Annotated in this window: 10 protein-coding genes; 2 read left to right on the top strand and 8 right to left on the bottom strand. The window is 43.8% G+C overall.

Going from position 1 to position 12,044, the window contains the following annotated elements; genetic code table 11:
- Positions 1–6 precede the first annotated feature (6 nt).
- Positions 7–3,291, bottom strand: coding sequence for a helix-turn-helix domain-containing protein (locus AAFX28_RS13115; RefSeq protein WP_408690870.1), 3,285 nt, complete (start codon positions 3,289–3,291; stop codon positions 7–9).
- 223 nt (positions 3,292–3,514) lie between these two features.
- Positions 3,515–4,393, bottom strand: a complete 879-nt coding sequence (znuA, locus tag AAFX28_RS13110) for a zinc ABC transporter substrate-binding protein ZnuA (RefSeq protein ID WP_408688261.1) — start codon at positions 4,391–4,393, stop codon at positions 3,515–3,517.
- A gap of 81 nt (positions 4,394–4,474) precedes the next feature.
- On the opposite strand from znuA, the gene znuC reads away from it, so the two are divergent.
- Both znuC and znuB read left to right on the top strand, forming a co-directional pair.
- Positions 4,475–5,260: a zinc ABC transporter ATP-binding protein ZnuC gene (gene znuC / locus AAFX28_RS13105; RefSeq protein ID WP_408688259.1), complete on the top strand. Its 786-nt coding sequence runs from the start codon at positions 4,475–4,477 to the stop codon at positions 5,258–5,260.
- The gene (gene znuB, locus AAFX28_RS13100) at positions 5,253–6,038 is read left to right on the top strand and encodes a zinc ABC transporter permease subunit ZnuB (protein ID WP_408688257.1); all 786 of its coding nucleotides are present in this window, start codon (positions 5,253–5,255) and stop codon (positions 6,036–6,038) included. The genes znuC and znuB overlap by 8 nt, the downstream gene beginning before the upstream one ends.
- A 77-nt stretch (positions 6,039–6,115) precedes the next feature.
- On the opposite strand, the gene purF is transcribed toward znuB, so the two are convergent.
- From purF to truA, 6 genes are all read right to left on the bottom strand, one after another.
- Positions 6,116–7,630, bottom strand: a complete 1,515-nt coding sequence (gene purF, locus AAFX28_RS13095) for an amidophosphoribosyltransferase (RefSeq protein ID WP_408688255.1) — start codon at positions 7,628–7,630, stop codon at positions 6,116–6,118.
- Between the two features lie 35 nt (positions 7,631–7,665).
- On the bottom strand, positions 7,666–8,157 hold the full coding sequence (locus AAFX28_RS13090) for a CvpA family protein (protein ID WP_408688253.1): 492 nt from the start codon (positions 8,155–8,157) through the stop codon (positions 7,666–7,668).
- Positions 8,158–8,220: 63 nt separating this feature from the next.
- Positions 8,221–8,760, bottom strand: coding sequence for an SPOR domain-containing protein (locus AAFX28_RS13085; RefSeq protein ID WP_408688252.1), 540 nt, complete (start codon positions 8,758–8,760; stop codon positions 8,221–8,223).
- Positions 8,761–10,026, bottom strand: coding sequence for a bifunctional tetrahydrofolate synthase/dihydrofolate synthase (folC, locus tag AAFX28_RS13080; protein ID WP_408688250.1), 1,266 nt, complete (start codon positions 10,024–10,026; stop codon positions 8,761–8,763).
- A gap of 44 nt (positions 10,027–10,070) precedes the next feature.
- The gene (gene accD / locus AAFX28_RS13075; RefSeq protein ID WP_408688248.1) at positions 10,071–10,997 is read right to left on the bottom strand and encodes an acetyl-CoA carboxylase, carboxyltransferase subunit beta; all 927 of its coding nucleotides are present in this window, start codon (positions 10,995–10,997) and stop codon (positions 10,071–10,073) included.
- A gap of 174 nt (positions 10,998–11,171) precedes the next feature.
- Positions 11,172–11,966, bottom strand: a complete 795-nt coding sequence (truA, locus tag AAFX28_RS13070) for a tRNA pseudouridine(38-40) synthase TruA (protein ID WP_408688246.1) — start codon at positions 11,964–11,966, stop codon at positions 11,172–11,174.
- Positions 11,967–12,044: the final 78 nt, after the last annotated feature.

Raw genomic sequence — 12,044 nt, 5'->3', positions numbered from 1 at the left:
ATAAAGTTAAATTCGATCTTGTTGTTCAACGAACTGAGTTGGTGACATTCCAAAGCGATGTTTAAAGCGTTGGCTAAAATAGGAAGGATCATTGAATCCGCACTCAAACGCCACTTCTGATACTTTTTCCCCAGCCAATAATCGACGGCAAGCGTTGTCGAGACGAACTTCCGTAAGATACTCAGTAAACGTCTTCTCTATTGCTGACTTGAGTCTACGCTGTAAGCTTCGCTCTGAGACAAACAGCATCTTAGCGGCAGAAGATGTACTAAAGTCAGGGTCGGTGTAGTTCTCTTCAACGAGCCCAACCACTTTTTCAAGCCAAGGGTCATTCTCTTCAAAAGTAGCCTTCGTTTCGTTTGGTGTCGCAGAAACGATAGAGTCCTCATCAAACATATCACTCGCCTGCCACGTTATTTCAATGAGATTTCGCTCGTTAGAGACATGAGCGTTCATTTCGCCTCCACTTTGTTCAACCAAAGTACGAAGACTCTGTAACGTAGAAGTTAGGATTGATGCACTTTCAAACTCCTCACCTTGATCCAACATCGCAAACGACACCACATCATTTCTACGAGACAGTTGAATCACAACCGTTTGGTTTCGATAACAGCGCTTTATGATCCCATCAAACAGTATGTTAAAGACTTCATCTAGATTAAAGTTAACCAAACCTACGTAGAGGTCGCTTTCTGCTTCTACCTCTACATTAACGCCAGCTTTAGCAAATTCTTCTTTCCAACCGCTAAGTGCCGATTGAATAATAAGAGTAAGGTTGTGAACAGGAAGAGCTCTGCCATTAGTAGAGCCTGTCGTCGCCAATAAGTCGAGTTCTCTCGAGAGCTGAGCCAACATACCACTTGATTCGCCCTCTTTTCTCGCGATATTCCCCAGCTTCTCTTTCAGTGCATTGACTGACTGAGTAAATATCAGGCGTCTCACTTGGAGCTGTTTTCTCAGTTGCTGATTATTCGTCAATAAAATCCGACTTTGATGGCGAAGCTGGTTAGTCTTAAGCGCTATTTGGGCTTTTAACTCTCTATTCGCAGCCGTCATCATCCTAGAACGCCAGTAAACAGACACTACGATCACAACCACCAATACCATGATATAGGCCGCGATTGCAGAGTTAGTCATAAACCAAGGCTCTGTAACCACAAAGTGATAGCTATTGCTTTGTCCTTGTAAAATGCCATTGCGTGTAGCGCGTACATTTAACGTGTAATAGCCTGGCATTAAGTGCTCGATAGTCAACGTCGCCCCATCTAAAGACTGCCAATCAGCATCATCATTCAATCGGTACTCTAAGCTCAGATTATTTGCTCTTGGAAGCACTCCAAATTGGAAAGTAATCGATTCTTGATAGCCTAACTCTGGACGCTCTTTTAGAGTATTCCCCAATGAGTAGAGTGATTGGTTACGTTTAATTTGACTGATAATTATCCGAATATCAGGTAACTTGCTGACCACGAGTTGGTGGGTGTTTACTTTAACAAGGCTTGATTTAGCCCCTAACAGCAAGGTGCGTTCATTGTCGTTGCTATAACTACATAGCCCAGCTAAAAACTCATTGTTAATTAGGCCAAATGGCTCACCATAGTGGTGGATCAAATCACCTTGAGCACTGTATCGAGACAAGCCGATTGATGACGTCAACCATATTCCATCTTGATTCTGCAAAACACATTTTGGCGTGATATGACCGCCAATCATCGTAATCGGTTCTACTTGTTCTTGATATAAATCGAGCTGATATAGACCATATCGACTTGCTACCCATAACTCATTGTCAGATGGTTGAGTAATATCGATAACTTCACCATAAGGGACACTTTCACCAACAAAGTGAACTTGACCATCTTTTAGCAAGTAAATACCGTGCTCGGTGCCAAGCGATAGATAGCCTTGATTTGTCACATGCATATGGGTCAATTGAGCTGGAAGGTATTTTTCAATCATCCATTCAGAGCCATATTGCGTTAGTTTTCGAGTTGCTAAGTTATAGCTCCATAACTGCTTCTGGCTCGCTCCCCAAACCACATTTTTCTCGTCTAACTCGATAAAGCGAACACTAGTCTCTTTTAAGAAGCGTGGAAGTGAGTCATCGATGATTTCTCCACTATCACTATTGATGCAAACAATACCCTCGTCCGTTGCGACCCAAAGAACGCCATTATTCTCTTCAATATCGTGAACTTTACCTTTGTATACTAGCTTCCGCTTACCAATATTAGACAAACTGATTCGGTAAACACCATTGTTGGTCAGTGCCCAATAACTATCGTGATTATCAGCAGGTGTAAACTTAAGCAATGTTTCACTACGATTACTAAAGGCTAATTGCGCACTAGGAAAGCGCTCGAATTTCTGAGAAAAAAGTGAAAAGTAGCGAACACCTCGGTTCGTCGCTATCCAGATCCCTCCGGCATTGTCGTTAAGCAACGAGTAGATTTTTTCACCTGCTAGCTCATTGCCGGCCAAAAAACCCTGCTCAAAACGTTTGGTTTTTCCTGTCAAAAAGGAATATACAAACAGCCCTTTCTCAGTACCAATCCAATACTCTTGACTGGTTTCAGTAATACTAAGTACATGGCTGCCTGCAATACTTGTTATCGGTTTCCCGGGGTTCTCGATGTCAAAGATGAGTGCTCCATTTAAAGAACCGATTATCAACTCTCGACGCTTGTCTGAAAAATAGAGCTTCTCAACATAGTGCTTGCCAGAACTCGCCACATGTTCAAACTGCTCGTCTTTAGAAAGATAAACCCCTGCATTGGTTGCTAGCACCCATCGCGAGTATATAAATCTAGCGTCGTTGATGAGGATCTTTGAGGACTGGTTATATTGGTACAACTCCATCAATGAAAGAGTTTGAAACTCACCACTGTCGACATTGTAAGTATAAAAGTTACGCTCATCAGACACCCAAATAAATCGCTTAGATGCACCAATGCGTAGGATCTCACTGCCTGGAGTGAGACTAAAAATCAGCTCTTTTTCTTGGTTGGGAACAGTACGATAAATTTCATTTTGGAAAAATGTCCAAAAAGCATTGTCTAAAAAAGCGACTTGTTCCGCTTCAAACTCTAGCGCTGAACCTACTTCTGGTGTGATGTTTTGACCATCAAAGAACAGAACTTGATTACGTACATCTTGCAACCAAATGCCACCGCCGTCTGCGAGAAACAATTGCTTTGCCGCAAACACTTTGCCCTCAGCCTGTGTTGGCAAGGGGTAAAAGACCATGAGTGATGAGTTAGATGCAAAAACATGTGCAGATACCAGCAACATGAAGAACATCCATACTGTTCTAATCAAAGAATTGTCCTAGCAGCGAGAAAGATAACCAGTACTGGCTGTGGGCACAAAAACTGCCCTAATTATTTTGTGATAATAATTATCTAGGAATTGAGGAGATTAACAAGTAAGGGTCATCATTAAATGATGACTTTTTAAAGGGCTTCACAAGTAGAGAGAGAAGCCAGAGGCAAAATTCACCTCTGACTTGACGGAATTAACGGACTAAACAGTTGCTGAAGCTATCAGCTAAGTTTTGTTTAAATTGGAAGTAAGCGCCTACAGTTACCTCTACGTCAGCGCCAATTGGGTCGAGTACACCCGTTTTCGCGTCACTACCACGTGTAACAGACTCAACAACCGCAGGAGTAAACTGAGGTTCAGAGAAAACACACATTGCATTTTGGTTAGCCAACGCTTTACGAATCGAGATCAAGGTTTTCGCACCAGGTTTTCTGTCTGGGCTGACTGTGAAGTAGCCCAGGTGGTTCAATGGGAAGTCTTGCTCGAAATAACCATATGCATCATGAAAAACATAGTATCCTGCGTCAGCAACAGGGGCTAGCTGAGCGCGAATGCTCTCTTGCTGCTCTGCTAGTTGTACTTCAAACGCTGCCAGATTATCTTGATACTGCGCCTTATTCGATGCGTCGACTTCTGAAAGACGTTCAGTGATCGCCTGCGCAACTTGCAGCGTTGGCTTGTAACCTAGCCAAAAGTGAGGGTCATGGCTGCCGTGATCATGGCCATCGTGGTCGTGGTGCCCGCCATCGAATTCGCGTAGCTCTAAACTTTTAGTTTCGCTCAGTGTTAACACATTGTCTTGACCTTCTAATACTTTACTTAGAAACGGTTCTAAGTCATGACCGAACCAAATTACAAGGTCAGCAGTACGTAGTCGTTTTACATCTGAAGGTTTTAATGCGTAATCATGTGGCGAGGTATTCGAAGCAAGTAACACCTCCGGTTGATCAACACCTTTTGTTAACTCTAAAGTAATCAACTGAATTGGTTTGATACTGGTTAATACGGTTGCTGCATGAGCAAATGAGGAACTAACAAGCATGAGGGCACATGCAGATATAAAACGTTTCATAGCGAACTAGAATACTCTCTGGTTTAACGGACCAACAAATGTTACATTATAACATTAACCAATTGCAAATGAGTTCCATTCATGTCGGCACTAGTCGAATTAAATGACATCTGCGTTCAATTTGATGAACGAAAAGTCCTAGATAACGTTAATTTATCTCTGGAGCGAGGCAAAATTACCACGTTGATTGGCCCTAATGGCGCAGGTAAATCTACCCTCGTTAAAGTACTTCTCGGCTTACAGCGACGCTACAAAGGTAGAGTAGTCAAAGCAAAAGGACTGAAGGTTGGTTACGTTCCACAAAAGCTCAAACTGAATGACTCTCTTCCACTCAACGTAGAACGATTTTTACGTCTAGCTGGCAAATACAGTAAACAAGAGCTTCATGATGCGCTAAAACTAGTGGGAGCTGAGCATTTACTTACCAATAACATGCATTCTCTATCCGGTGGTGAGAACCAACGTGTGCTACTTGCTCGCGCTCTATTACAGCGACCAGATCTGTTAGTCCTTGATGAACCAGCGCAAGGCGTTGATGTACAGGGGCAAATAGACCTTTATGACCTCATCGACACGATTCGTCATCGCTTTAATTGTGCAGTATTTATGGTGTCGCACGACCTACACTTAGTGATGGCAAAAACAGATGATGTTATCTGTCTACATCACCATATTTGTTGCTCTGGCGCTCCAGCCGATATCGCTCAACATCCAAGTTACATAGCGTTGTTTGGTCACAGCCACCAGCAATCTTTAGCATTTTACCATCACCAGCATGATCATCATCACCATGACTTAGCTGGCCAACCAGTTTCAGGAGAAAGTTCTCAATGTTCTCATCACTCACATGGGCATCATCATGATTGAGTTTCTACTACCTTCAATTCTTGCTGGACTTGGAATTGCTTTAATTGCTGGGCCATTAGGCTCTTTCGTTGTTTGGCGACGCATGGCCTATTTTGGCGACACACTCGCACATGCTTCTTTAATGGGCCTAGCTCTGGGCTTCTTGCTCGATGTTAATCTATATTTGGCACTGACTATCTGCTGTTTAGCTCTGGCTTTTGTTCTTGTTAGCTTACAAAAACAGCAATTAGTCGCAACTGATACTTTGCTCGGTATTCTGGCTCATAGTGCCCTCTCACTCGGTCTCGTTGCAGTTAGCTTTTTAGACAACGTCAGAATCGATTTGATGAGTTACCTCTTTGGTGATTTGCTGGCAGTAACTCCAGAAGACCTCGCGTATATCTACCTAGGTGTCGTTGTTGTTGCATCTGTTTTGGGCTTTTTCTGGCGTTCTTTATTATCAACCACTGTCAACGAAGATCTCGCTGCTGTTGAAGGGCATAATGTTGATTTAATGCGCCTAGTATTGATGCTGATGGTTGGTCTGGTTATCGCGATCGGAATGAAGTTTGTGGGTGCGCTGATTATGACATCATTACTCATCATCCCTGCCGCAACAGCACGCCGCTTTGCCAAAGCACCTGAACAAATGGCAATTATGGCCTCGTTTATCGGTGCTATTGCCGTTTTACTTGGACTTTCCATGTCATGGCATTACGACACGCCTGCTGGTCCTTCTGTTGTAATTAGTGCAACGGCGATGTTTATGCTTAGCCAACTCTATAGCGTGAAAAGCTAAAACGCGAATAAATGAACTCCAATAAAAAAGCCGATATTTTTATATCGGCTTTTTTGTGTTTCGTTCAAGCTACAGACCTATGCACCTTCGTTGTGAAGCTCTAGGTTCGCGAGTTCTTGCTGAATTTCTCGCTGCACTTTCGCATCATCACTACGTAATGACTCAAGGAAGTCTAGGTATTTCTGGTCAATATCGCCCGTTACGTATTCACCGTTAAACACTGAAGTTTCAAACTTAGTGATATCTGTGTTGCCTAGGCCTACCGCATCAACAAGATCGTCGAGTGTTTGGAAAATTAATTCATCTGCGCCAATTTGCTTACAGATAGCATCATTGTCACGACCATGTGCAATCAGCTCTGTTGCGCTTGGCATATCAATACCGTAAACGTTAGGGAAACGAATCTCTGGTGCTGCAGAAACCATGAATACTTTCTTCGCACCTGAATCGCGAGCCATTTCGATGATCTGTTCAGATGTCGTACCACGAACAATTGAGTCATCAACTAGCAATACATTTTTATCTTTGAATTCAGAACGAATTGCATTCAGCTTACGACGTACTGATTTCTTGCGCTGTTGCTGACCTGGCATAATAAACGTGCGGCCAACATAACGGTTCTTAACGAAGCCCTGACGGTATGGCTTATCAATTGCTTGAGCGATTTGAAGAGCAATATCACATGACGTTTCAGGGATAGGAATTACCACGTCGATATCAAGGTGGCTAAACTCATCACGAATACGGTCACCCAGTTTTTTACCCATTTCAACACGTGCACTGTACACCGACACTTTATCAATAAATGAGTCTGGACGAGCGAAGTAAACAAATTCGAAGATACATGGGTTTAATGTTGGGTTGTCAGCACATTGCTTAGTATGAAGCTGACCATCAAAAGTGGCATAAATAGCTTCACCCGGTGCAACGTCACGTACAAAATCGAAACCAACGGCGTCAAGCGCTACTGACTCAGAAGCTACCATGTACTCTGTTAAGCCATTAACTTCACGCTTACCTAGGCATAGAGGGCGAATGCCATTAGGGTCACGGAACGCTACCATGCCATGACCGATGATCATAGCTGCTACTGCGTAAGCGCCTTTGATCGCACGGTGTACATTAGTTACCGCTCGGAACACGTCATCTGCAGTCACATTACCTTTAACGGTATCAATCTCATGAGCCAGTACATTCAGCAGCACTTCCGAGTCAGAGGTTGTGTTTAGGTGACGGCGATCTTTCTCAAATAACTTTTCGCGTACTTCAGCAGCGTTAGTTAAGTTACCGTTGTGTGCCAGAGTGATACCAAATGGAGAGTTCACATAGAAAGGCTGTGCTTCAGAAGCGCTTGAGCTACCCGCTGTTGGGTAACGAACGTGGCCAATACCTACTGTACCTTGTAGGCGCTGCATGTGTTTTGCTTCAAACACATCTTTCACTAAACCGTTCGCCTTACGCAGACGAAAACGATTGCTTTCTATGGTACAAATACCCGCGGCATCTTGGCCACGGTGCTGCAATACCGTCAACGCATCATAGATAGACTGGTTTACAGGCGTAGTGCCCACGATTCCAACAATACCACACATGTCTTAACCCTCGATTTTCGACAATGACTGGCGCGTTATAGCGCGCCAGATAAGAAACTAGATGTTGCTTGTAAGTGTTCAAAGAAAGGAGCAATGACACGGCTAAACTCCGGCACCAACTGTGACCCTTTCCACCACTGTGAGTCTGGAAACGATGTAAACGCATCCATAAAAAATAGCGCCGCAGAGACAATGAGAACACCACGCAGACCGCCAAACACGATGCCTAATACTCTATCTGTTCCTGACAAACCTGTTTTTTGTACTAGTTGGCCAATTACGTAGTTTACGATTGCGCCAATAACCAGTGTTGCAATAAACAAGGCGGCGATCGCTGCTCCGTTACGAAACATCTCATCTTGGATATTGGAGAAGTACACCGCCAATTTAGCGTAGTACTGACTGGCGATAAAAAAAGCGCCAAACCATATAACCAATGACAATGCTTCTTTCGCGAAACCGCGAACTAAACTGATCAAAGCCGACAGCCCGATCACACCTAAAATGACGATATCTAATGTGTTCATTTTCTAATTACATCTTAAGTTGGCGCGCATTTTAACAGAAAAAACGCTGACGCAAACGTTTTCTTATGGATTTAGTGGTTTAAATTTGAGCAATTGACCTTTTGAACCAGTAATTTTTTCTAATTCAATAATCTGACGTTCCAATTTACTCTTGGACACATCAGGGCCAATAATTACTCGAGTGAAACCATTTTCAGGTTTCGTGTGTGCTTGATACCCGCGCTTTTGTAAATCGTTTACAAGGTTTTTAGCATTGTCGGCATTCTTAAGTGCCATAAGCTGAACTATCCAAGCTGAATCTTGGTATTCATTACGCTCTGGAACGTCTTTCACCACCACAGGAAGTGGTTTATCTTCAGGGACAACCTCATCCTCGATATCGACAACTTCTACCGGTGTATCTGGAAGACTATTAGAGTCATCAACAGGATCAAGGACTTCAAAACTTTCCAGCTCGCTGTCTAGCTCAGGTTTTAGAGGGATACTTGCGATTTCTTCTTTGTAATGGGTCTTCTTCCCATCCAAAACATCCGGCAACACAATCACACCTACAGCCACCAAAATAATGGTGCCCACTAGACGATTTTGAAACTTACTTGCCATTTAAACTCCTTTGGTTTGCCAATGCTCTAACACTTCCCCAACCGTATGGAAAGAGCCGACGACAAGAATGACATCATCTTGAGTCGCGTTTGTCATTGCAGCTTCAAATGCTTCTACAGGCGTAGAAAATTGCTCAGTCGTATGTGGCAGAAACTGACAAAGCTCTTCCGCTTTTGCCGCTCTTGGACCAGATAAGGACGCAGGGTACCAATTTGATGCCACAGGAGCCAAAGCTTCAAGCGTTGATTGGATGTCCTTGTCGTGCAACATTGCAACAACGGTATGAATATTCTTATTTGGATATTGCTTGGCAACACGTTCAACTAAATACTCTGCCGAGTGAGGGTTATGCGCAACATCCAGAAGAATTGTTGGCTCAGAGCTGAGGAGCTGCATACGACCTGGTAGTTTCGCGTTTTGCAGACCTTTCACAATGTTGATGTCGGTTATATCAAGGTGAGACGTCGCCAGGGCCATCAGTGCCGTTGCAGCGTTTTGCAAAGGTAGCCCTGGTACCGGTAAATTATCCAGTTCGTAAGAACCATGAACCCAGCGCCACGTATTATCATCTGTAAGTTCGTAATTAAATTGAATCTCAACTTGATAAAGTTCAGCACCGATATCGTCAGCATGAGCAGCTACAGTTGCAGGCGCTTTAGGTTGGCCACAAATTGCTGGCTTGCCACTACGATAAATACCCGCCTTCTCAAACCCAATAACATTGATGTCGTCGCCCAACCAATCAACATGGTCAATCGCCAAGCTCGTGATGATCGAAACGTCATGATCGACAACATTGGTTGCGTCTAAACGACCACCGAGCCCAACTTCAAGTAATACGATATCAACCTTTTCAATTTGAAAGAGGCGTAATGCCGCTAACGTACCGAACTCGAACAAGCTGAGACTGATCTCACCGCGCTGCTTCTCGATAAAGTCAAAAGCTTCTACATGCTTCTCATCAGGAAGATCTTGGCCATTTACGCGAACACGTTCGTTGTAACGAATAAGGTGCGGGGAGCTATAAACACCGACTGAATAGCCAGCGTCAAGTAAGATTGCTTCCATCAATGCGCAGGTCGAGCCTTTGCCATTAGTACCAGCGACAGTAATCACTGTAGGAGCAGGTTTGGTAAGGTTTGCTGATTTAGCGACAGCTTGAACACGATCTAAACCGAGATCAATTGCTGATGTGTGGATGTTTGTTAAATAATCAAGCCACATCGCTAGTGAAGATGTGGCTTGAGGAATTTGGGTTTGACTCATCTAACTTTAACCAATGAATTGTGGTTGCTTGTTAGTAAGTTACTTTACCCTTTTTCGTCCGCTTCTGGTACAGAATAAGCAGCTTCATTTGGCGAATCGTCGACTGAAACAACCAATGGTGATGGTTTATTGTTCATCTTCGCCATTAAGCTACCAATGCGCTGACGCATTTCACGACGGTCAACGATCATATCAATCGCGCCATGGTCTAACAGGAACTCACTGCGTTGGAAGCCTTCAGGTAGGTCTTCACGTACTGTTTGTTCGATAACTCGACGACCAGCAAAACCGATTAGCGCTTTTGGCTCACCGATGTTGATATCACCTAGCATAGCTAGACTCGCTGATACACCACCCATTGTTGGATCGGTCATTACCGAAATGAATGGTAGGCCTTTTGCCGACATACGCTCTAGCGCCGCACTGGTCTTAGCCATTTGCATTAGAGACATAAGCGCCTCTTGCATACGTGCACCACCACTTGCAGAGAAACAAACTAAACCACAGTTCGCTTCCATAGCAGCTTCAGCAGCACGAACGAAACGAGCACCTACAACAGAACCCATTGAACCGCCCATGAATGAGAAGTCGAATGCACACGCAACGATAGGCTGACCAAGAAGCTCGCCTTTCATTACGACTAAGGCATCTTTCTCACCACTGCTCTTTTGCGCAGCAGAAATACGATCTTTGTATTTCTTAGAATCTTTAAACTTAAGCTTATCTTGTGGCTCAAGCTCATCCGCGATTTCAACACGGTTATTTTCATCCAAGAACGTTTCAAGACGACGACGCGCCTTCATACGCATGTGATGGTCACATTTCGGACATACTTCTAGGTTACGCTCTAGTTCAGCGTGGTAAAGCACTTGCTCACATGAAGTACATTTAGTCCAAACCCCTTCAGGGATAGACGCTTTACGTGAACTAACGATATTGCTTTTTTCTAAAATCTTTTCAAGCCAACTCATGGAAGACCTTTTCTCTCTACTCCCGCGCCAATGCGAAGGATACAAATTCTGAATTTACGCGTGAGGATTAAAGCATATTAAATGCCAAGTGTAGACAAAAAACTGGTTGTACCTATTTCTTGAAGAAAATTCTCACGCACTAAGACTCTGATTCTTTCGACAATTTACCACGTATTAGTTCAAGTTGTCTGGCAAAAATAGTGGTCCAATCGGCACTCTTGGCAATTCGAATTCAGATGGGTAGTCAACATCAACTAAATAGAGGCCTTCAGCCTTTGCCGTCGCTCCTGCTAGCTTGCGATCTTTGGCTTCTAGCAGTTCAGCTATCCACTCTGGTTTTTGCTCACATCGGCCGACACAAATCAAGCTTCCTGTGATATTACGCACCATATGGTGAACAAACGCATTGGCTTTAATATCAATTACGACATATTGATTATGGCGCGTCACATTAATGTGCATCATATTTCGCCATGGACTGCGTGACTGGCAATGCGTTGCTCTAAACGATGTGAAGTCGTTCTCACCCAACAGATATTGAGCGGCTTGATGCATCTTTTTCTCGTCAAGTTCACCATGATAATGACTGACACCTGAAGACAAGATCCCTGGGCGCAATGCACTATTAAAAATGATGTATCGATAGCGACGGGCGGTTGCTGAGAAACGAGCATGAAACTCTTCTGGTACTTCTTTTGCCCAACGAACAGCTATGTCTCCTGGCAAATTCGCATTTGCTCCCATTGTCCACGCGACCATTTTTCGAGTCGCTGTCGTATCAAAGTGGACAACCTGACCTGTACCATGCACGCCAGCGTCAGTGCGACCAGCACATTGAACTTCGATAGGGTGATTCGCAACAACGCTTAGAGCTCGTTCTAGTTTTTCTTGAACGCTCTTAACTTCTCTTTGGCGCTGCCAGCCATAGTATTGAGTACCATTGTATTCGATACCTAAAGCAATTCTCATCAGGTGTTCTCGCAGGATTGATTGAACTAAAATGGGGCGGGAAGTATATACCAAAAAGTAAGGGGGCTAAACTGCCCC

This window comes from Vibrio sp. TBV020, from assembly GCF_046056895.1.
Taxonomy (GTDB): domain Bacteria; phylum Pseudomonadota; class Gammaproteobacteria; order Enterobacterales; family Vibrionaceae; genus Vibrio.
This window is presented reverse-complemented; position numbering and strand designations above follow the sequence as displayed.

Coding starts and splice junctions, on each gene's coding strand:
- AAFX28_RS13115 (WP_408690870.1), bottom strand. CDS start 3,291: ATGTTGCTGGTATCTGCACATGTTTTTGCATCTAACTCATCACTCATG.
- znuA (WP_408688261.1), bottom strand. CDS start 4,393: ATGAAACGTTTTATATCTGCATGTGCCCTCATGCTTGTTAGTTCCTCA.
- znuC (WP_408688259.1), top strand. CDS start 4,475: ATGTCGGCACTAGTCGAATTAAATGACATCTGCGTTCAATTTGATGAA.
- znuB (WP_408688257.1), top strand. CDS start 5,253: ATGATTGAGTTTCTACTACCTTCAATTCTTGCTGGACTTGGAATTGCT.
- purF (WP_408688255.1), bottom strand. CDS start 7,630: ATGTGTGGTATTGTTGGAATCGTGGGCACTACGCCTGTAAACCAGTCT.
- AAFX28_RS13090 (WP_408688253.1), bottom strand. CDS start 8,157: ATGAACACATTAGATATCGTCATTTTAGGTGTGATCGGGCTGTCGGCT.
- AAFX28_RS13085 (WP_408688252.1), bottom strand. CDS start 8,760: ATGGCAAGTAAGTTTCAAAATCGTCTAGTGGGCACCATTATTTTGGTG.
- folC (WP_408688250.1), bottom strand. CDS start 10,026: ATGAGTCAAACCCAAATTCCTCAAGCCACATCTTCACTAGCGATGTGG.
- accD (WP_408688248.1), bottom strand. CDS start 10,997: ATGAGTTGGCTTGAAAAGATTTTAGAAAAAAGCAATATCGTTAGTTCA.
- truA (WP_408688246.1), bottom strand. CDS start 11,966: ATGAGAATTGCTTTAGGTATCGAATACAATGGTACTCAATACTATGGC.